A 21,435-nucleotide genomic window follows, 5' to 3' on the forward strand; every position below is an offset into this window, starting at 1 on the left:
CCCGAACAACGGCATGCGAGAAGCTGATTTCATGACAGACCAAGCAAAATCGTCGGCCTTCGAATCCGCATACGGATTTGCACGAAGCGACGTCCGGTTGGGAAACTGGCGCCAGGCTCCGTGGAATGTCTGGGCATTCCGCCACGTCTCCGAACTCATTCCAACGGCGCGCATCGCGGCTACGCCCGGAATGGCGGAGGTCCCTTCCGTCGATCCGGGAGATCTGCTCGACAGGACATTCTCCATGGGTGTTGAAACAGCGACGATCCGAGAGGCTCTTCACAAGACCTCGACAGATGCCCTTGTCGTTATGAAATCCGGTCGTGTGATCGCCGACTACCATGCGCCGAATTTCACCTCGCAATCCCGGCACATCCTGTTTTCCGCCAGCAAGTCGGTGACGGCAGTCGTCGCAGGCATTCTACATGGCGATGGTCTGATCGATCTCGACGAGACTGTCTCGCACTATGTTCCAGAACTCGATTCATCCGCCTATTCGGGCGCGCGCATCCGCGATGTCCTCGACATGCGGGTGAGCCTCGACTTCGAAGAGACGTATCAGGATCCCCGCGGCGATTTCGCGCGGTACCGCCGCGCCGGCCTGCTCGAGCCGTCAGTGCCGGGAGACACTCCGGACTCACTCATGGCTTTCCTCGCTACGCTGCAAAAGGGCTCCGGCGAACATGGCGGCCCGTTTCATTACTGTTCGCCGAATTCGGACGTGCTGGGCCTAGTGATCGAACGCGCTGCGGGCCAGCGCTTCGTCGACGTCGTCGCCACGCGCCTTTGGCAACCGCTAGGCATGCGGCAGGACAGCTACATCACGGTCGACGCAACGGGCGCGGCCCGGACCGGCGGAGGCTTTTGCATGACTCCACGCGACTTCGCCCGCATAGGCGAGATGATGCGGCTGGGCGGTGTCGTCGATGGACGCAGGATCCTCTCGCAGGAATGGGTATCGGACACCATCGCGAATGGCTCCATTGAGGCCTGGCGCGCAGGAAAATTCGTCGACTGGCTGCCTGATGGCCGATACCGGAACAAGTGGTACCAGACCGGCAACGCGAGCGGCGCGTTTTTCGCTCTCGGTATCCACGGGCAATACCTATATGTGGACCCCGCCGCCGAAGTGGTCGTCGCGAAATTCTCGTCTCAGCCTGAGCCGGTGAACAACGATCTCAAACGGCTCAACCTCGCGCTGTTCGCCGCAGTTGCGAAACTGAATTGACCCGCATGCGATGTGGGAGCGGCTTTGCGCCGTGAGGCGCCAATGAGCGCCCCATGGTTGTTCGCTGTTTTATTCTCAATAAGGAAGGTTGAATGGCGTCTCGCGACGTTCATAGCGTGGTACGGTATTGCTCCACGCTTCTGATAGTGTTGTGAAGAAAATTCTGAAGCCTATGGGTTTGCTGGAAGCTCGTAATGTCGTGCCGCTGCGAGCGACCGCTTAACGGGGCGGGCGCCGAGCGTCTCGGACGGACGTTCTCCAAACAGCATGTGGTAGTAATAGGCAAAGCGCCCCAACTCGATAAAACCTTGCGTCATAGCAACCTGCGTCACCGTGGTTCGTCTTGGATCGCTTTTTTGCAGCACGGAGTGAACGGCGCACAACCGCTTCTGCCGCAGGAATGTTACGGGTCCCATGCCGAGGACTTCGTCGAAGGCGCGGTACAGGCTTCGGCGCGAAACCCCAAACTGTGCGCAGATCTCCGAAATGTGGACCGGTCCCTCGTGACCGGCGGCAATATAGGCCTCAACATCGCGGACCAGGCGTCCGGCAGAGGGTACCCACCCCGGGTCGTCGGGCGGAAGAGCATGCATGACGCTTGTGGCAAATGCGTCGACCATCGAACGTCGCCAGAAGTCCGTGACCCGCGGTGAACACGAACTGCTTTCCACGAGAAGCCCTTCAATAATTCTATTCAGCCGCCGAATTGACTCTGCTCCGGTGCGCGGATTTGCCCTGAAACGGTTCTTTTCCATCCAGGTCGCAGGATCGCTGAGGCGCGAATCTCCCTCGAAAGTCGAGGCGATGTCGGCCGGGTCGAAACGCATGGCTGCATAGGACGAGCCACCGAAGAAACGGCCGTCATGCTCCACTCCGGGCGGAATAACGAGAACGTCGCCCGGATTCATGTCGTACGACCAGTGCGTCACCGCGGCTGCGGCGCTAAGGAGCATGCCGACAATCAAGTGGTTGTCGCTCGCGATCCTCTGAGCGCGGATCCCGTGCGAGAAAGAGCCAATGCTGAGCGAGAAGCCGCCGATGCCGATATGCGTGAGCGTTCCGCGGAGCTTGCCTCGCTGGAGCTGCACGACATCGACATGGGAGCCGTAGACCGCTTTGTGAAATCCCTCGAAGCTATCCACATGGGCTTTGGTGACTGCAATCGACTCGCTCATTTCGAAAATCTGACCCTTCTGCCTCACGGCGATGGCGGCAAACAAACGAAGCTGATTCGAATGGAGTAGCTTTCTGCTCCGGCGGCCGCAGATGCGGCCATTCACAACGCAATCTTCTGCGGCGCCTTGGAAGAGAAGTCAGTTCTCGTTAATATCTATTTCCGATACTTCCGGAGGGCGGCATCACTCCGCCTTTCGGTCCGTTTTTCCTCTTAGTATTTTGCCTTCATCGGCGACGGCATCGGCTGCGCCATCGCTGCACTCAACGGCACCGAGATTGAAAAATAGCCGGCAGTGCCTTCCATGCGGTTGACCGCGCTGAACTCCCGATAGACCTTGATACGGGTCGCGAGCGGAATCTTGTTGACCTCGAACGTGTATCCGATCGATCCGCCGAGCGCGACGACTTGACCTTCAAATGCGCCCAGCATGGCGCCGGTGCCGGTGTCGGCAGTCAATTGCTGATAGTAGTAGCCAACAAGGCCGATGGTGAACTCCTTGGTAAGATACTTCGTAGCCGCCCATTCGAGGTGAAACTCATTTCCACTTTGGTAGTCCGTCGCGGTGTTGCGCTGGTTGAAGGTGAATCCGGCGGCGACGGACAGGTCGAGACCGAGCGTCGGATCAAGCCATGTCAACGTGCCGAAGGCGTCGACCGCGGGACGATTAAGCGAGGCGTTGGACAATTGCCCCGCGACATAGCTGCCTGACGGGATGATGCCGCTGACACCGAGTTGCCAGTGAAAATTTCCCGAATGCCATCCGATGAACGAGCCAAGCTGGAAATCGCTCAGATTGGTATTGTCATCGGTCACGTTGAGGCCAACGGGCCCGAAGCGAGGTGAATTCACCAGCAAGTTAGCGTTGACGCGCGGCGCGCCGAAAGTCGGAATGGTCGCCGAGAACGCGAGATCGCCGCCCAGAATTTTTGCAGGCGTTACCCACAACGTTGTTGGAAGATTGAACCAACTTTGGGCGCTCACATTTGCAACGAGCAAGCCGCCGGTTGGAAGCGCGCGGCCGCCACCGATCTTTCCTGAATAAAAATAGGTGTCATCTTCGAAATAGACGCCGGATGGCGGGGTGAAGCCGGCGCCGGGGCCGCGCGCGCCAAGCAAATAAACACCGAAGCCGCCTTCAGCGGCTCTCGCGTTGCTTACCACCAGACTGCACATTAACGAGACGCACACACCAAATAACGCACTTGATCTGGATTGCATCGCGGGTCCCCACCAAAGGCATCGTCGCAAATCAAAATTAGTTTATGCGGAAGTGCGAAAGAGGCACAACCCCATTTTGCAGCTGACTTGTTCGGCGCCCAAAGCGATGGCGCCTCGAGATTTCGATGAAAAGTGTAGTTAAAACAAAAGCGCGGACATTTTTACAAAGGGCAGCAATGCTTTCCTAAGTGCGACGATTTTTGGCACAAACTGCACATCACAGAGGGGAAGTCTTCGACTAAGTTCGCATGCCTTAGCCGCAAGGAGTATGGCGTCCGCAGTGCGGGCGACGGACTGGTTTTGTCATCGCGGCTTTGACAAGGGAGAGAGTCGAGAAACAAACAGAGCTGCCGTCATTGCCAAAGAAGCTGGCAGCCGAGGGAGATCAGAAAGGTTGGGGCCATGAAATCGAGAACGATTCTGCCACGCCGCCACGCTGACACGTCGCAAGGCCTTCGCAACGTCGCGTGCGTGAGTGCTTTCATTCTGGGCGTATTGACCCTGACCGGGTCACCCGCCCATGCGGTGCCCGCGGGTCCTGGCTCTCCTTATCACTATACGAATCAAGGCGATCTCATCGAAAAAGTCGTCGTTGTGCGCAGAAGCCGCGCCGTTGTCGGTCCGCGCGGCGGCGCGGTCGTGCGGCGTTCCACTGTGGTTCGGCCCGGCGTGCGTCCAGTCGGCAGGCCGGGGCGCTGGGTGCGTCCCGGCTGGTACAGGTGGCCGCCGGGCGGCGCGATCGCAGCAGGTGCGGCCATCGGTTTCGTAACAGCAGCGACAGCGGTCGCGTGGGCTGGAGCGCCGCCGGCTCCCGGCTATTGCTGGTACTACACCGACCCAAGTCAGAGGCAGGGGTTCTGGGACGTTTGCCGATAGTAGGACTTTGGGGGAGGCGATGTTGCGGGCGGACATCGAGCGAAGCAATCAACCAGCGGACGATCTACGAACGGACGGGATGATGTGGATTCCGGGCGGGACGTTCCGCATGGGGTCGGACCGTCATTATCCGGAAGAAGCGCCAAGCCATCGCGTGACCGTCGATGGCTTCTGGATTGACCGGACTCCGGTGACGAACAGGCAGTTCAAGGAATTCGTCCGGGCCACGGGCCATGTGACCCTCGCCGAAATTCCACCCGATCCGAAGGACTATCCCGGCGCGCTGCCGCACATGCTGTACGCCGGTTCGCTGGTGTTCACGTCGCCGCGTCAGCCGGTCGATCTGCGCAATTGGGCAGAATGGTGGTCCTTCATGAAGGGCGCCGACTGGCGGCATCCCTACGGTCCAAAGACCAACATCAACGTGCACGACAATCACCCTGTCGTGCACGTTTCGTATCCGGATGCGCTCGCTTACGCAAAATGGACCGGCAAGGATTTGCCGACCGAAGCCGAATGGGAGTTTGCCGCACGCGGCGGCCTCGATGGCGCCGAATTCGCCTGGGGCGATGAGTTCACGCCGGGTGGGACGCATTTGGCCAACACCTGGCAAGGCGAATTCCCGCTGCAAAATCTCGGTCAGGATGGCTTTGAGCGCACTTCGCCGGTGACGGCTTTTCCGCCGAACGGTTACGGTGTTCACGACATGATCGGCAACGTCTGGGAATGGACCAGCGACTGGTACTCACCGAAGAACGAAGCCGATGCACCGAAGGCCTGCTGCATTCCTGAAAATCCGCGCGGCGGCCTCGAAGATCAAAGTTACGATTCCTGCCAGCCCAACATTAGAATTCCCCGCAAGGTGCTTAAAGGCGGCTCGCACCTCTGCGCGCCAAATTATTGCCGCCGCTATCGCCCGGCCGCGCGCCACGCCGAGCCCATCGACACCTCCACCAGTCACGTCGGATTCCGCTGTGTGACAAGGAAACTCGCCACGCAGTGACTTCAACTTTCTTGTAAAAAAAAAGGAGAGAAGAATGACGAGCAGTGCGAACGACCGAGATAAACTCGAAGCCCCTTCGAGCGAGGCCGATAACCACGCCCTCAGCCGCCGGAATATTCTGCTCGGCTCGTCGGCGCTGGTGGCAATGGCGGCGATGACAGCACCCGCGGCGGCTCAGAACCAGAAAGCCGCGCCCGCGACGACAAGTGCTCCGTCGGGGCGCAAGCCCAACATCCTCGTTATCTTCGGCGATGACGTCGGCCAGACCAATATCAGCGCCTATTCGTTCGGCGTCGTCGGCTACAAGACGCCGAACATCGACCGCATTGCGAAGGAAGGCATGATGTTCACCGACTATTATGCGGAGAACAGTTGCACTGCCGGCAGGTCAACCTTCATCACCGGCCAAAGCTGTCTCCGTACCGGCTTGTCGAAGGTCGGCATTCCCGGCGTCGCCGTCGGCCTCCAGAAGGGAGATATCACCATTGCCCAGGCGCTCAAGCCGCTGGGTTATGCGACCGGACAATTCGGCAAGAATCACCTCGGCGATCTCGATGAGTATCTGCCGACCAATCACGGCTTCGATGAGTTCTTCGGCAACCTGTATCATCTCAACGCCGAGGAAGAGCCCGAGCAGCCTTATTGGCCGAAGGACGATCCGGCTTTCCTCAAGCTCTATAATCCGCGCGGCGTCATCCGTAGTGTTGCCGGCGGCAAGATCGAGGACACCGGACCGCTGAACAAGAAGCGCATGGAAACGATCGACGACGAGACGACAGCTGCGGCGATCGATTTCATGACGCGACAGACAAAGTCCGACAAACCGTTCTTCACCTGGATGAACGCGACGCGCATGCATGCCTTCACGCATGTGCGCCAGTCGATGCGCGGACAGAGCGGCATGGTCGGCAACGAATACGCCGACGGCATGGTCGAGCATGACGGCCACGTCGGAAAGCTCCTGAAAGCGCTCGACGACCTCGGCATCGCCGAGAACACGATTGTCGTCTACACGACCGACAATGGCCCCAACCAGTGGTCGTGGCCCGATGCCGCAACGACGCCATTTCGTAGCGAAAAGGACACCAACTGGGAAGGCGCGTTCCGCGTCCCGGCGATGGTCCGCTGGCCCGGCAAGATCAAGGCAGGCGATGTCTCCAATGGAATGGTCTCGGGGCTGGACTGGTTTCCGACGCTGCTGGCGGCCGCCGGTGACGCGGACGTCAAGGACCGGCTGCTGAAAGGATGGCAGCCGGCAGGCAATTCCACCACGTTCAAGAACCATCTCGACGGCTACAACCAGCTCGATTATCTGACGGGAAAGTCGCCGAAGAGTGCGCGTACCGAATTCTACTACTTCAACGACGATGCCGATCTTGTGGCGATGCGGTATGACGACTGGAAGATCGTTTTTTCCGAACAGCGTATGCCCGGCGGGCTGGTCGTGTGGGCCAATCCCTTCACGACCTTGCGGGTGCCGAAGCTATTCAACCTCCGGATGGATCCGTATGAGCGCGCGGACATTGTCTCTGATCAATACTACGACTGGTTCGCCAAGAACGATTATCTGTTGGTGAAAGGGCAACTGAAGGCGGCGGATTTCCTTCAGACATTCGCGGAGTATCCGCCCAGTCAGCGGCCCGCGAGCTTCAATATCGAAGGTGTCCGAAAGCAGGTGGACAAGGTGATCGACCAGTCGTTCAAGGCTCGTGGCCTCGAGAAGTAGATGCGGCCACAGGGTTGCCGGCTGGTGTCGTGCCAGCCGGCTCCTTTTTTTAAAGGCTTTCGATCGAGTGAGGTCTATCGATGACTGGAAAAATAAATCGCTTCTTCCGCCGTTGTGTCTCAGCTTCGCTTATCGCCGGTTCGCTTTGCGTGTTCTTGAGCCAACACGCTTTTTCACAGACCGATCCGCTGCCTTTGTGGAACGATGGCGCAGTAAAGAAATCCATCACCGATTTCGTCGCAAAAGTGACCACGCAAGGCGGCGCGGATTTCGTGCCGCCCGCCGAACGCATTGCTGTGTTCGACAATGACGGCACGCTTTGGTGCGAGCAGCCGATCTATTTCCAGGCTGCCTTTGCGCTCGACCGCGTCAAGGCGATGGCGGCGCATCATCCCGAATGGAAGCAGCAGCAGCCGTTCAAGGCGTTTCTCGCCGGCGACAGGAAGGCGCTGGCGGAGCAAGGAGAGAAGGGCCTGCTGACACTGGTGGCCGCGGCGCATAGCGGCATGACCACGGATGACTTCGCGAAGTCCGTCGCCGACTGGCTCACGACCGCAAAACATCCACGCTTCAACCGGCCGTATAGCGAACTGATCTATCAGCCGATGGTCGAATTGCTGACTTACCTTCGCGCCAACGGCTTCAAGACGTTCATCGTATCCGGCGGCGGCGTCGAGTTCATGCGGGTGTGGGCCGAAAAGGCCTACGGCATTCCGCCCGAGCAGGTGGTCGGCTCAACCGGCGTCACGAAATATCAGCTCGACGCCGCGGGCAAGCCATCGCTGCTGAAGACGACCAAGGTGCAGTTCATCGACGACGGGCCGGGGAAACCTGCCGGCATCAACATGATAATCGGCCGCCGTCCGATCCTCGCCTTCGGAAATTCTGATGGCGACCATCAGATGCTGCAGTGGACCATGGCGGGCAGCGGCGCGCGGTTCGCCGGCATCGTGCATCATACCGATGCCACGCGCGAATACGCCTATGACCGGCAATCGAAGATAGGCAAGCTCGATAATGCATGGGAGGAGGCGAAAGTAAAAAGCTGGACCGTCGTGGATATGAAGCAGGACTGGAAGACGGTATTTCCCCAAGGAGGCGAAGGCCAATGAAGCCGATTTTAGAGGCGTTGCATAAAGACTCTTCTAAACATGAGATGACGCGGCGAACCGCGTTGCTCGGCTCGGCAGCCTTGGTGCTCGCCGTGTCTGGACATTTGCCGATACCGACCGCCGCCCGAGCGGCCACGCTGTCAAAGGAGGAGGCTCGCGCCATTGCCAAGGAGGCGACGATCTACGGCTTCCCGCTCGTGGATAGCTACCGCGTCCAGCATTCATATTTCGTGGATCGTGGCGGTCCGGAATACAAGGCGAACTGGAACACGCTGTTTAACAACGCGCGGGTGTATACGCCGGACGACAAGTCGATCCAGACGCCAAACTCCGACACACCATATTCTTATGTCGGCGCGGACCTGCGCGCCGAACCCGTGGTGTTCACTGTACCTTCTGTCGAGAAGAGCCGCTACTATTCGCTGCAATTCATCGACATGTATACGTTCGATTTCGCCTATGTCGGCAGCCGCGCGACTGGCAACGGCGCGGGCAGCTATCTTCTCGCCGGGCCGAAGTGGAAGGGCAAGACGCCGAAGGGCGTCAAGGCCGTGATCCGGTCCGAGACCGATTTCGTCTTCGTGCTCTACCGCACCCAGCTCTTCAATCCCGCCGACATCGAGAACGTGAAAAAGGTTCAAGCGGGCTACAAGGTGCAAGCGCTCTCGCAATTCCTCGGCACACCGGCGCCTGCCGCCGCGCCCGCCGTCGATTTCGTCAAGCCGCTGACGGTCGAGCAGGAGCGCACGTCGCTGCAATTTTTCAATGTGCTGAATTTCATTCTCCGGTTCTGCCCGACGCATCCCTCGGAGACGGCGCTGATGACGCGCTTTGCGAAGATCGGCGTAGGCGCCGGTAAGCCTTTCGACGCAAACACGCTGTCCCCCGAGATGCGCAAGGCGCTGGAAGAAGGCATGGCGGACGCCTGGAAGACGTTCGCCGAATACAAGGAGACACAGCTCGACACCGGCAAGAAGTCCAGCGGCGACGCGTTTGGAACGCGCGCGGCGCTGAAGAACGACTACATGGCCCGGATGTCTGCCGCTATCCTCGGTATCTACGGCAACGCCAAGCAGGAGGCTATGTACCCGGCCTATTTCATCGATGTGGGGAAGCAGAAGCTCGACGGCGCGAACCGCTACACGCTGCGTTTTCCCCCGGGACAGTTGCCGTCGGTCAATGCGTTCTGGTCGTTCACCATGTACGAGCTGCCGGCGAGCCTGCTCTACGCCAACAAGCTCAATCGCTATCTAATCAACTCGCCGATGCTGCCGGGCTTGAAGCGCGACGCCGATGGCGGCATCACGCTCTATGTTCAGAACGAGTCCCCCGGCGCGGACAAGGAGGCCAATTGGCTGCCCGCGCCGAGGGGACCGTTCTTCGCGGTGATGCGGCTTTATTGGCCGAAGACAGACGCGCTGAACGGGAAATGGAAGGCGCCGCCGCTTACGCGGGCAAGCTGAACAAAGAAAGGGAACGACGTCATGAAAACTCTCTCCATTCTTCTCGCTTCGGCGCTGGCTTCTGCCGCAATCAGTGCGGCGCAGGCACAATCGCCAGCGGGCGGCTCCGTGCCCGTCACGGTGGACAATTTCAAGCGGGCCGAGTCCGATCTCTATTTCAGCCGCATAGTGAAAGACAGCGGTATCGGAAAATTTCTGCATCGCCGCGAGCCGGCGCGGATCGACGACCAGACGGTTATTCGGCTTAACCGCGATACGCTTTATTCCTCCGCTGTATTCGATCTCGATGCGGGGCCGGTGACCGTCACGCTGCCCGACGCAGGGAAACGCTTCATGTCGATGCAGGTTATCAATGAGGATCACTACGTGCCGGAAGTGGTTTACGGCAAGGGCAGCTACACACTGACAAAAGACAATGCCGGCACGCGGTATGTCGCGGTTGCGATCCGGACACTCGTCGATCCAGCGAATCCGAAAGATATAGAGCAGGTTCACGCGTTGCAGGACGCGATCAAGATCACTCAGAAGGAAATCGGCAAATTTGAAGCTGCGAACTGGGACCAGGCTAGCCAGAAGAAGATGCGCGACGCGCTGCTCGTCCTCGCGTCGACGATCCCTGATTTCAAGAAGGCATTCGGCAAAAAGAGCGAAGTCGATCCTGTGCGCCATCTGATCGGAACCGCTGCGGCCTGGGGCGGCAATCCAGACAAGGATGCGATCTATCTCAACATCACCCCATCGAAAAATGACGGAACGACCGTCTACAAACTCTCTGTCAAGGAGGTTCCGGTCGATGCGTTCTGGTCGGTCAGCCTCTACAATGCAGACGGCTACTACGAAAAGAATCCCTACAATACGTATTCCATCAACAGCATCACGGGCAAGAAGAACGCCGATGGATCAATCGCTATCCAGTTCGGTGGCTGCGATGGCAAGATTCCGAACTGTCTGCCGATCATGAAGGAATGGAACTACGCCGTGCGGCTCTATCGTCCGCGCGCCGAAATCCTCAGCGGCAAGTGGAAATTCCCGGAACCGCAGCCCGCCAGCTAAAGGGACTGAAATGAGCGGCTACGACATCTTTGCTTGGATCGTGTTGGTCATCCTGGTCGCCTGCATTGTCGGTGTGTTCTGCATCGCTGGCTGGTTGCCGGGGCATATCGCCAAGACGCGCGGGCATCCGTGGGCCGAGGCGGTGATGATAGCGGGCTGGGTCACCCTGATCTGCGGCTTTGCGCTCTGGCCGGTCGCGCTGATCTGGGCCTATGTTGATGTGCCTGCCTCGAGCAAGAGGGAGCAGCAGTCATGATGATCGCGATCATGGCGGTTTATCTGGTCCTGTTGTTCGTGCTTGTGCGAACCGGCATCGTTCGTTTCAATCTCTTGTGGAAATGCTCTCCTTTCATTGTCCTCCTGCTTTTGAACCTGTTGCTGTTCATTCCGATGGGATGGGGCGCCCCGCAGGGACCTGCGCTGGTGGTCCGCCACGCGGTCTCCATCGTCCCCGACGTTGCCGGCGAGGTGATCGACGTGCCGGTCGCCGCCAACACCCCGCTCAAGGCCGGCGACGTGCTGTTCAGGATCGACCCGGTGCCTTACGAGGCGCAGGTCAAGGGGATCGAAGCGCAGCTGAAATTATCGGACATGCGCCTCGCACAGATGACGCAGTTGTTTGAGCGTGACGCCGGGCGCGGCTTCGATGTTGAGCAGCGGCAATCGGAGGTCGATCAGCTGAATGCGCAGCGCGACAGCGCGCGATGGAATCTGGACAAGACCATCGTGCGCGCGCCGGCCGATGGCTATGTGACCAACCTTGCGCTGCGCAAGGGCGCGTGGGTGGCAAACCTGCCGCTGACGCCGGTGATGGCCTTCATCGATACGTCGGATACGATTGTCGGCGTCGAAATCGCGCAGAACGATGCGCGGTATCTGCGAGCCGGGCAGCCGGTCGAGGTGACGTTCAAGTTCCTCCCGGGAAAAGTCTATACGGGGCGGGTGGAAAGTATTCTGCAGGCTGTCGCCACGGGGCAGGCCCAGACGTCGGGCGTCGCCGTGATGCCGAAAGCAATCCAGTCCGCGTCGTTCGTTGCCCGCGTGAAGCCCGACGATGCTGGGATTGCGGCGCTGTTGCCTGCCGGAAGTGTGGGCGAAGCTGCGATCTTCACCGATCATGTCAAGGCGACGCATATCATCCGCAAGGTGCTGTTGAGACAGATCGCGATCCTGAACTACGTCAATCCGTTTTGAGTAAAGAGATGACCAGCAAGCGTCCAGCAGAGCGGCGCCCACTTCGTATCGGGTTTCGCACGTCCATCGTCACGCTGTTCGTGGCGGTGGTGCTGTTTGTCGGATTGACGCTGGTCTATCTCAGCTTCAGCCGTCTCTCCGTGATCACGCAGACGGCGGCAAGCACTTTCATCGACAAGGTGGCCCAGCTCGGCGCCGACCGGATCGATTCAAAGTTCCGAAACGTGCGCGACAGCCTCGAAATTCTCGCCGGCCTTCCATCGATCCAATCGGCCGAAATCGAAGATAATTCGCGGCTCTACGGCCTGATGGCCTCGATGCTGCGCAACAATCCGCAGATATTCAATCTCTATGTCGGCTATGAGGATGGCTCATTTCTTGAAATGGATGTAATCGACCGCGCCAAGCCGGCTTTCCGTGCAAGCCTCGGCGTGGATGAGGATGCCGCGTTCCGCGTGGTCATTATTTCGCGCACGGGTAGCACGCTGTCTCCACCAGTCACACTTTTCCTCTCGGATAATCTGATCCAGGTTGCTGAAACCAAGGGGCCCGCTACCTATGATCCTCGTCAGCGGCCCTGGTACGTCGAGGCCTTCAAGGACGAGAAGACGCTGCTGACGGGGCCGTATGTGTTCTTTGCGACCAGCCAGCCCGGCTACACTTTGCGCACCGTGCTGAAGGAGGGCCGCCGCGGTGTGGTGGCATCCGATCTCCTGCTCAATCGCCTCGAGGTGATGCTGGACGAGCAAAGGCTCGGTAGCTCCGGACTTGCCTTTCTATTCGACGATTCCGCGCGGATTGTTGGCCATCCCGAGATGAATCGGCTGATGGAGGAAATTCCCGAGCGAGGCGATGATCTGCCGCCGATAAGCGCGATCAAGTTGGCCGGTCTTTCGCAGGCGATTGAGATGTGGCGAAAGGGCGGCGCGTCTCAGCAGTTTTTTACGGACGATGTGGGACGAACCTATGTCGCCGCCTTCCACGGCATCGAGACGGCGGGCAATGCCGGTATCAAGCTCGCAGTGATCGCGCCGCTCGACGAGTTTTTCGCAAAGATTGTTTCGGAGCGCCGTGGCTTGTTTATACTGGCTCTTGGTTTTGTTCTCGGCATGCTGCCGCTCGCGATCTGGCTTGGCTCGATGCTCGCGCGGTCGCTGCGAAACATCGCCCACCAAACCGACGAGATTCAACATTTTCGGCTCACGGATCGCCCGCGCTTGCATTCGGTCATCAATGAGATCAACGAACTCGGCCTGTCGGTATTCACGATGCGGACGGCGATCCGCAATTTCTCAAGCTTTGTGCCGCGGCCGATCGTGCGACAACTCATTGAGTCCGGAGCATCGATTGAGCTCGGAGGAACGCGGCGGGAAGTCACCGTGTTGTTCACCGATGTCGCCGATTTCACCGCCAAGACGGAAAAGGCGGATCCATCCGAAGTCATGATCTTCACGTCGCGCTATTTCGCGGCGCTGTCCGAGGTTATTATGAACCATCAGGGGACGATCGATAAATTCATCGGCGATGCCGTGATGGCGTTCTGGAACGCGCCTGATGACGATCCCGATCATGTCGCCCATGCCTGCGAAGCGGTGCTTGCCTGCGTCAAACGCAACAGAGATCTGAACGAACAGTTCCGCGGCGACGGATGGCCTGCCTATGATACCCGCTTTGGCCTGCATGCGGGCGACGCCGTCGTCGGTAATGTCGGCTCCTCCGACCGCATGAACTACACTGCGCTCGGCGCCACCGTTAACCTCGCCGCGCGCCTGGAAGGGCTCAACAAAAACTATGGGACGCAGGTGCTGGTCAGTGCCGCCGTAAAAGAGCGCGTCGAAGGATGCTTCGCTTTCCGCAGCGTCGACGAGATCAAGCCGAAGGGCTTTGCGGAGGCCGTGCGGATATTTGAACTGCGTTGCGAGGCAGATGGAGCTTCGGAGCACGCCTTCTGCCAGCGCTGGGAAATCGTCTATGCCGCGATCCGGCAGGATCAGCCGGCCGCAGCACTCGTACGGGTTACCGACTTTCTTGCCCAGTATCCCGGCGACGGCGTTGCGCAATACCATGCGGAACGGCTTCGCGTGGAGTTGCAGGAGCTGCGTCTTGTGGCCAGCGGAGCGATGCAATGACGCGGGTGCTCCGTCCTTCTGACAGGCGTCAGGTGCTGGCTGGTGGGCTTGCCGCAGGCGTCGCCTTTGCATCTCCTGCGGTCGCGCAGGCGCGAACACGTGTCCGGCTGGGGTATCTCCATGTCGTCGCCGTCGATGGCCAGATATTTACCGGCCTCGATCTTGGCTCGTTCGACAAGCAGGGCATCGATTTCGGGCTCGTCGAGCGCAGTACCGGGCCCGAACTGTTTGAGGCCTTGGCGCGGGGAGAGGTGGACATGGTGTCGGCCGGTGGGGTGATTTCGAACCATCTCGCGCTCGGCGCCGGTCGCGGCTTTCTGATTAACGATATCGAGATCGCCACCGCGCAGCTTTGGGTGCGCCCGGATCTTGGAGTCAAGTCCTTCGCGGACCTCCGCGGTAAGCGCATCGCGACGACGGCCAGGACCACGGCGCATATCTTTCTCGACCGCGCCTTGCGCGCCAACGGCCTTGGACTCGCCGATGTTCAGGTGGTCAACAGCAGCATGCCGCAAGCTGTCGGCGCATTCATTGCCGGCGAGGTGCCTGCCGTCGCGCTGTGGGTGCCCTTTAACCTGAGCGTCCGTGACAAACTTCCTGATGCCATCAAGCTGGTGGATGCCTCCGCCTTCTATCCGCAGTCGGCGGTGGTCGGCGGCTGGGTCGCGCGCCATGACTACTACGCGGCGAACAAGGATGTGCTGCAGCGGATCATCCGCGGCTGGGCGGTGGCGAACGACCACATGGTGCGCAATCCCAAGGCCGTAGCCGGGTCTCTCCAGCAGCGGCACTACCAGCAGGCCTCGATTGCCGACATCGCAGAGGCGCTTAAGGCGCAAAAGATGTTCTCGTCACGGGAATGGAAACGGCTTTATGCCGATGGCATGGTTACAAAATGGCTGCAGCAAGTCAGCGATTTCTTCATGGCGGAAGCTGGCGTGACGAGGGCAATGCCGGCCACGGATTATTTCGATTCTAGCTTGTACTTAGAAACGATTAATTAGCAGCCGGCTCTGCGAGCTACTTGCCCGATATGCAGAAGGCGAGATGTCAGCAATTAGCGGCGAAAAGCAGACGTAGTATGCCTGGCTCACCCCGCGCCCAACAGCTATGAGAATACATGGAGACTTCAATAACATATGAGCTCGTAGTTTTGCTCTGAATGGCGCGCCATTTTCTCCATGATTTCTTTGTGATATTTATTTTCACGCCCGACTTGTCGCGGCCATTCGAAAAATCCCGATGTCCGGAGGCAATCCGCAGCTCTACACGGCGACGCTTCCTGAAGCTCTCGTGTTCTTCGGCGTTTCGTATGGGCATGTGGCGGCGGCCTTCGCGAAAAGGCCCGCATCTTGCCTCAGGGCATCCATGGCTTCTGGAAGAATGAGAGATTCCGCAACTACGCCGACTATGCGCTTTCGGAGCAATTTCACGCCGATCTCGAGCATAGGCTCGACGAGGGATGCCAACGGCGCTCCGCCATCATGTGTTCGGAAGCGGATTGATGGTGGTGTCACCGCCGCATCGTCGCCGACTATCTTATCTTCCGAAAGGCCGCCAAGCGCCCGTCGCGGTTGGGGGGCTGCTGAAGCTGAACAGGAGCCCCTCAAATAATGCACACCGTTCTACGAGCGGCGCAATCCGTGGCTGGATCGACGCGGATTGCGTCGCACCGCACGACGTACTTCATCCTTTGGGCAGGTAAGGAATTGTTCCAGCTAGATCGGTGTCGTCGATCATTTGGAAACGGCTTTCACTGCCGCTCCGGCGGGCTGCGACGAGAGGCGCATATTTGGGATCGGCGACGAAAGCCTCGGCCGCCGCCGCTGATGGAAACGCCATAAGCGCGATGAGGGTGGTATCCAGAGGCTCGCCCTCAAGTGTCTTCACGTTTCCGCTGCGTGACAGATACTTGCCACCGTGCTTGTGCACGAGATCGTGCACCGAAGCTGCATATGCCGGCACCCACTTGTCGTCCGTCACCTTGATGTCCGCGATTACGTAAGCCGTCATTGGCTTGGTCTCCTGTGGTCAGAGTTGTTGGGCACAGGATTGTCCCGCGACCTGGCCACAGCCTGGCAGAAGAACGCTTGAACGCTCCAGTCCAAGAACTGTATCGGGCCGGTACAGCTTCTGTACTGGTTGCGTGGCGGCTTAGCGCCTATGATCTCGCTACAAACGATGGGAGGGCCGAAGAAAATGGCGCAGCCCGGATACAAGCAATTCTGTCCCGTCGCCATGGCCGCCGAGCTGCTGTGCTCGCGCTGGACCATGGTGCTGCTTCGCGAGCTGGTCGCGGGAACGACGCGCTTTAACGATTTGCGTCGCGGCGTCCCAAAGATGTCGCCGACGCTTTTGTCTCAACGGCTCAAGGAGCTTGAAGCGGCTGGCGTCATCGAACGGAAGGAGCTCAGGTTCGAAAAGGGCGTCTTCGAATATCGCATGACGGAATCCGGCAAAGACCTCCGCCCTGTCGTCGAGGCAATGGGCTTCTGGGGGCAGAAATGGATCGAGGCGAGGCAGTCTCTCAAGAATCTCGACCCGTCCTTGCTCATGTGGGACATGCGGCGCAACCTGAACCCGTCGCCGCTGCCCGACCGGCGCACGGTGATACAGTTTCTGTATCCTGAACTACCGGTATCGAAGCGGTTCTGGTGGCTGGTTGTCGAACCCCGTGGCGACGTGGATCTCTGCTGGTCCGATCCGGGATTCGATGTTGACCTTTATGTGTCGACGGACCTCCGCACAATGACAGCGATCTGGATGGGACTTACGACCGTCGAAAAGGAGCACGGGAAGCTGGCGCTAACTGGAGACAGAGACATCGCTCGCACCATGCAGACCTGGCTGGGGCTCAGCCCGTTTGCGACCGAGCCAAAGCGCGCATCGGTATAGGTTGAGGGGCTGGAAACGTCGGAAAGCGCACCTCGCATCCGGGGTGATTTCAGAACTCAGTAGGCGCAGTAATGACATAGCAGTGCCCAGCTCATCCTCTCCCGAACGCCAAATCTTCACCATTCAGAACAAAATTGCGAACTTCCGACTGCCGCGGCGCGGACCGGGGCAGTTCTGATATCGATCAGCAAACGTCGCATTAAATCCAAACCATTTCAGTTATTGGTACGCAGCCAATCTCCGATGACACTTTGAAGGTTCGTTTCATTGATCTGATGCGGACATCACGGCATCGCGCTATCACTTCCGCAAACCTCCAAGGGAGGAAACCGCGGGAGGCGTGGGTTCGGCAGCCTCGGCGCCGTTGGCATTGGCGGCCTCGGGCTGAGTCACAGGCACGTCGAGCAAACGGCGGGCTCGGGCAATGTTGTTGGCGCGTGCCGCTGGCGAGCAGGCCGTAGTGACGGATGCGGTGGAAGCCGAGCGGCAGGATGTGGACCAGGAATCTGCGGATGAACTCGCCGGTCGAGAGTGTCATGAGCTTCTGGCGGTCGCGGCCATCGGCGCGATAGTCCTTCCATCGGCAGGTGACGTTGGAGCGGTCACAGGCGATCAAGCGGCTGAACGATCAATCCAGTGACGCAGAGGAAGATGACGGCGTATTAGGTGAATAATCGGAGCTTCTCAAATTCGTTGAAAAATGAGATCGGCAGCAAAGCTGCGCTGTTGCCACGGGTTCCTTCCCTAGATCGGTAAAGGCCATGAGCTTAGCGATGCAACCAACAGCGCACGAACGCAATTCTATCGCGGAAGGCGCGTCATGCGTTTTAAACGGCGGGAAATGGGAGCGCGGCGCTTACCCAATGCTTACCCCTCGAAAAGCTAAGCGACGGATAAGGCACCTAATCCATTAAAAATGCTGGCGCACCCGATAGGAGTCGAACCTATGACCTTTGCCTTCGGAGGGCAACGCTCTATCCAGCTGAGCTACGGGTGCGTCTGGTTAGATGCGATCACAGAATCGGTTCGGCTTCCGTTTTCTCTTTGAGAACCAATCCGTTACACGCCACGACAGTAGCATGCGATATGGATCACGAAAAGAGTTTGTTAGTCTGGTCAGAGCGGGGAGATCGCGTCTGTCACACTTCACTGTGACACAACTGTGCCAAGGCCCAACGGGGGAAAAGCGCCAGCGCCGGTGAGACGCTGGCCTCTCGCATTTTTTCTTGAAATCTAAGTTAGGTGTCTGCGTCCTCAAAACTTGGCAGGACATCGCTCGTCAGCCGAATGGCCGATTGATCCGCTATCGGCGAATCGGGCGGCAACCGCATAAAACCGCCCATTCTGCCCCGACCTGCTCCCGGTATGTGATCCCAGCGTCCGTGCAGCACGGCTGCTTGGACTTCCGGCTTCATGAGGTATCGGGTCCGGTTCTTCTGCAGATCGACGCCCGTCCGTTGCTTGACGTATGCTGTACTCAGGAAATCTTCTTCATCAGAAAGGAGTAGGGCTACGAGCGTATCCGTTCCCTTGAACTGAAAACGCGTCTCAGGACGATCCAGTCTGAGTGTCGCGCCGGGAAACATCAGGTCCGTGTGACAGACCAAACGATCAAGCTCGCCTGTGACATAAAGACGTTGAACGCCGCAGACACCATTTGCATCGATATTTCTCGCGTTGCCTCTCATCGCCATTTGTTTCATCCATCGGCAGAGGTCTCCATCTTTTAAAGCGATGAATGGTCCCCCTTTCCGATTCCAGGCTTGGTAGGGCGAAAGACTGCTTAGCGTTGCTTGTTGCTCTCCCCAACCAAGGCCGGTAGCAACCGTTGCTCGCCTTGGCTTATGAAACTCCCCGAATAGAAAGACCGCTGGTGCATTCCTCCATTCGTTTGAGCCGATGCCTGTTCCCCAATGCGCGAAGCAAACAAAGCGACCGTCCAGTACATACGGGTCTTTGAAGGTGTGATTGGCGGGCAAGTATTCGTGGTCGAGCAGCGCCTTGTGAACGACGACAAGCACTTGCTCGCCGGGTTGGGTATGAAGCTTGACTGTTTCTCGTATCCAATCGGCATAGGGCTGCGCCCATTCAGCCTTCTTGACTACCTCAGATAGCTTTCGGTGCTTCTTCTTGCCGGTCGATCGCAGCGGCTCAGGATCGATATGCGTAATGGCAAGATTACTGTAATCGACTTGGGGGACGTCAACGACACTTCGATTTTTGGCGATCAGTGATAATCCGTCAATGTCTGCCGTCGCATCAAGAATGATCATTCCGGGCGTCGGCGGCATGTTCATATCGTAGCCGATGAATCGCGCACCATTGGCTATGGCGTCATAGCGGGAGAGGAACGCGAAACCATGTGCCAATGCGCGAGCGAACCCGAACACGGTCTTGATTTGTTCGTTGGGCGACGAGCTGTATTTCGCAGTGTGAGATGAAGCGAACCAGCCGATATCTAGGCTCGGATCAAAGGGTAGGACATCAAAGGCCGACTTGCTCGATGCTGAGCGCCAAATCGCTTCGAGATAGTCGTGCAATTGGGTCAGCCGAGTGACAACATCCGAAGCCGATGTATGCTGCTCTGCCAACCTATCCCGGACGATTTTGATAAGACCCGTATCGACATCATAGATGCTGACAGCATTGGGTCGTTCGTCAAGGAAGGTGAGTTGGCGAGGCTTTCCTTGATAAATGATTGCCTTGCTCGCGCGGGGGCCGGTGTAAAATCCCGGTGTGACGATCAGGACAGGGTAATTGCATAGATCATCAACTGAGAAATGATGGCGTGGCTGAAAACGATGATCTCGTTTAGCGGTCTCCGGCGATGTCCCGACATCGTGCGCGACCGTCCAGACTGCTACGTGTTCTACACCGATCAGGTCGGACATGCTTCGATAAATTTTCTCGGCTTGTAGGCGGGTCTCGACCAGATACAAGATCGATGCATCCGGGACTATCTCGATGTACGCCTTGATTAAGGCTTGGGCGTAGCTGCTTTTGCCGCTTCCGGTCGGGGCTGAGACGACCCTGTATTGAGCGATACCTAGATCGTTGTCCTCCATGGCAAGAAGACCCGCTGCAAGGATTGATTTCGCTACGCGTTCGGCGAATGGAGTGACCGTTTGATTTCGTTGTTTTGCCTGCTGTTTGATGGCCGCGTTGTAAGCGTTGGTGAATTCGTTGAGCATTGTTGTTTCAGATGACAATAGGCCAACGCTCTCGCTCGCATTGGCGAGCAAGGTGGGCCGATTTAGGTGGATGTGATTGGGGTGAAACCCCCTTAAGGCGCTATAAGAGATAGGGGCTTAAGGGCATTCGGAGGATCGTGACGGCGGGTTAGCCCCTCGAAATGCTGCAATTGGAGCATCAAGAGGGGCTTGTCACTTTCGACTACGCCACGCGTTCCTGCACTGGCCGATCTTCGATAATGTCGCCCGCGATGGCAAAAGCGACTTCTTGTAAGTCTGAGCGAAGGTCGTCCTCAGGAATGCCTTGTACCTGACGCAGATATCGGAGCAGTACCGTGAATGCAAACGGGCGCACCGAATGGCCGTTAGGCAGGGGAGCGTAGAAGTCGGAATTGCTTTCTATGATTGGTGTAATGGAGTTCATGTTCTTTGATGTTGATTGGGACCGATTTCGTCCCGTTGCGAGTGAGGTGTTCAGCGAGGTGATAAACCCCCTCAAGGCGCAATAAGAGACTAGGGCTTTGAGGGGGATTGTCATGATGTCAGGCGGCGTTTGCCGTTGCGATGCAATAGGCCAGCGCCGTTGACATCGTAGTCTCGCGAACGCCGATCCGGGTTGCCAAGAGCTTCCTGAGTTGGGTGAGCTTCTGGAACATGTCTTCATCAACTCTTACGGATAGGATATGTCCTTTCTTATAGACACGGTCGGTTGACCGCTCGCGGTAGTGAACCCGGTTCGCCGGGTGTGCGTGGTTCACGCGGTTAGTTCTCCTTTGTAGTGAAATGGGCAGGGTGATCCGAAACGAGCGATCTGGCTTGCTGGCCTAGATGGTTCGTACACGGCGATGGTCATTGGTAAACGTAGGGAATACCCACCGCGAAAGAGACACGCGACAGGTCTGCCTTCGTGCCGCAATGGCCGGCATTTACCCCCAATGGGGTGCAGAAGGCGTCTTGTCTTCATAGTTGCGGGGGATTCCCCCCTCACTGCGATCCAGCAGCCGATTGGACCGTCTTGCCACGCAGTATGCGTGTAGGTGACCCGCCTCAGTCTGGGTGGGCAGTGGTTGATTCACGTATGCGAGGGGGGGGGGCCATAGGGGGCGTTCGGTTACGCAGTATCCGGGCCTATTGCCCCCTCCGAGATCAACCGGCGACGGGCGCTCCAGC

Annotated in this window: 18 protein-coding genes, 1 tRNA gene and 1 pseudogene; 12 read left to right on the forward strand and 8 right to left on the reverse strand. The window is 58.4% G+C overall.

Annotated elements, in window-relative coordinates; genetic code table 11:
• Positions 1-31 precede the first annotated feature (31 nt).
• Positions 32-1,228: a serine hydrolase gene (locus tag JWQ24_RS06395; protein WP_299805789.1), complete on the forward strand. Its 1,197-nt coding sequence runs from the start codon at positions 32-34 to the stop codon at positions 1,226-1,228.
• Positions 1,229-1,398: 170 nt separating this feature from the next.
• On the opposite strand, the gene JWQ24_RS06400 is transcribed toward JWQ24_RS06395, so the two are convergent.
• Positions 1,399-2,508, reverse strand: a complete 1,110-nt coding sequence (locus tag JWQ24_RS06400) for a helix-turn-helix domain-containing protein (RefSeq protein ID WP_366521412.1) — start codon at positions 2,506-2,508, stop codon at positions 1,399-1,401.
• 107 nt (positions 2,509-2,615) lie between these two features.
• Positions 2,616-3,623, reverse strand: a complete 1,008-nt coding sequence (locus JWQ24_RS06405; RefSeq protein WP_299805792.1) for a transporter — start codon at positions 3,621-3,623, stop codon at positions 2,616-2,618.
• Positions 3,624-4,518: 895 nt separating this feature from the next.
• Here JWQ24_RS06405 and JWQ24_RS06410 point away from each other — a divergent pair.
• The 10 genes from JWQ24_RS06410 (at position 4,519) to JWQ24_RS28555 (ending at position 15,684) form a co-directional block, all read left to right on the forward strand.
• A complete protein-coding gene (locus JWQ24_RS06410) occupies positions 4,519-5,502 on the forward strand; it encodes a formylglycine-generating enzyme family protein (RefSeq protein ID WP_299805795.1) in 984 nt (327 codons plus the stop codon).
• Between the two features lie 145 nt (positions 5,503-5,647).
• The gene (locus JWQ24_RS06415; protein WP_299805867.1) at positions 5,648-7,228 is read left to right on the forward strand and encodes an arylsulfatase; all 1,581 of its coding nucleotides are present in this window, start codon (positions 5,648-5,650) and stop codon (positions 7,226-7,228) included.
• Positions 7,229-7,308: 80 nt separating this feature from the next.
• Entirely contained in the window at positions 7,309-8,340 is a 1,032-nt protein-coding gene (locus JWQ24_RS06420; RefSeq protein WP_299805797.1) for an HAD family hydrolase, read from the forward strand.
• Between the two features lie 44 nt (positions 8,341-8,384).
• Positions 8,385-9,803, forward strand: a complete 1,419-nt coding sequence (locus JWQ24_RS06425; RefSeq protein ID WP_299805799.1) for a DUF1254 domain-containing protein — start codon at positions 8,385-8,387, stop codon at positions 9,801-9,803.
• A 21-nt stretch (positions 9,804-9,824) separates the two neighbouring features.
• Entirely contained in the window at positions 9,825-10,856 is a 1,032-nt protein-coding gene (locus JWQ24_RS06430; RefSeq protein WP_299805802.1) for a DUF1254 domain-containing protein, read from the forward strand.
• A 10-nt stretch (positions 10,857-10,866) separates the two neighbouring features.
• A complete protein-coding gene (locus tag JWQ24_RS06435; RefSeq protein WP_299805805.1) occupies positions 10,867-11,112 on the forward strand; it encodes a DUF3302 domain-containing protein in 246 nt (81 codons plus the stop codon).
• Positions 11,109-12,050: an efflux RND transporter periplasmic adaptor subunit gene (locus JWQ24_RS06440; RefSeq protein WP_299805807.1), complete on the forward strand. Its 942-nt coding sequence runs from the start codon at positions 11,109-11,111 to the stop codon at positions 12,048-12,050. The genes JWQ24_RS06435 and JWQ24_RS06440 overlap by 4 nt, the downstream gene beginning before the upstream one ends.
• A gap of 8 nt (positions 12,051-12,058) precedes the next feature.
• Complete coding sequence (locus JWQ24_RS06445; RefSeq protein WP_299805810.1) at positions 12,059-14,179, forward strand: adenylate/guanylate cyclase domain-containing protein; 2,121 nt, start codon at positions 12,059-12,061, stop codon at positions 14,177-14,179.
• A complete protein-coding gene (locus JWQ24_RS06450; RefSeq protein ID WP_299805813.1) occupies positions 14,176-15,183 on the forward strand; it encodes an ABC transporter substrate-binding protein in 1,008 nt (335 codons plus the stop codon). Before JWQ24_RS06445 ends, JWQ24_RS06450 begins: the two co-directional genes overlap by 4 nt.
• A gap of 348 nt (positions 15,184-15,531) precedes the next feature.
• Positions 15,532-15,684 carry a DUF488 family protein gene (locus tag JWQ24_RS28555; RefSeq protein WP_366521413.1) on the forward strand — a complete coding sequence of 51 codons (153 nt, stop codon included), beginning with the start codon at positions 15,532-15,534 and terminating at the stop codon, positions 15,682-15,684.
• 181 nt (positions 15,685-15,865) lie between these two features.
• On the opposite strand, the gene JWQ24_RS06455 is transcribed toward JWQ24_RS28555, so the two are convergent.
• Positions 15,866-16,192, reverse strand: coding sequence for a DUF1330 domain-containing protein (locus JWQ24_RS06455; RefSeq protein ID WP_299805816.1), 327 nt, complete (start codon positions 16,190-16,192; stop codon positions 15,866-15,868).
• A 186-nt stretch (positions 16,193-16,378) separates the two neighbouring features.
• Between JWQ24_RS06455 and JWQ24_RS06460 the strand changes: the two genes are divergently transcribed.
• Positions 16,379-17,074, forward strand: coding sequence for a helix-turn-helix domain-containing protein (locus JWQ24_RS06460; RefSeq protein ID WP_299805869.1), 696 nt, complete (start codon positions 16,379-16,381; stop codon positions 17,072-17,074).
• A gap of 442 nt (positions 17,075-17,516) precedes the next feature.
• Here JWQ24_RS06460 and JWQ24_RS06465 read toward each other — a convergent pair.
• From JWQ24_RS06465 to JWQ24_RS06485, 5 genes and pseudogenes are all read right to left on the reverse strand, one after another.
• Positions 17,517-17,666: pseudogene (locus tag JWQ24_RS06465) on the reverse strand (transposase); the annotation flags it as partial.
• Positions 17,667-17,994: 328 nt separating this feature from the next.
• A tRNA-Arg gene (locus JWQ24_RS06470) sits at positions 17,995-18,071 on the reverse strand.
• 241 nt (positions 18,072-18,312) lie between these two features.
• Entirely contained in the window at positions 18,313-20,265 is a 1,953-nt protein-coding gene (locus tag JWQ24_RS06475; RefSeq protein WP_299805818.1) for a hypothetical protein, read from the reverse strand.
• A 202-nt stretch (positions 20,266-20,467) separates the two neighbouring features.
• Positions 20,468-20,803 carry a hypothetical protein gene (locus JWQ24_RS06480; protein ID WP_299805821.1) on the reverse strand — a complete coding sequence of 112 codons (336 nt, stop codon included), beginning with the start codon at positions 20,801-20,803 and terminating at the stop codon, positions 20,468-20,470.
• Between the two features lie 4 nt (positions 20,804-20,807).
• Positions 20,808-21,023, reverse strand: coding sequence for a hypothetical protein (locus JWQ24_RS06485; RefSeq protein ID WP_299805823.1), 216 nt, complete (start codon positions 21,021-21,023; stop codon positions 20,808-20,810).
• Between the last annotated feature and the right edge of the window lie 412 nt (positions 21,024-21,435).

The sequence above is a fragment of the Tardiphaga sp. genome, from assembly GCF_028290495.1.
Lineage (GTDB): Bacteria > Pseudomonadota > Alphaproteobacteria > Rhizobiales > Xanthobacteraceae > Tardiphaga.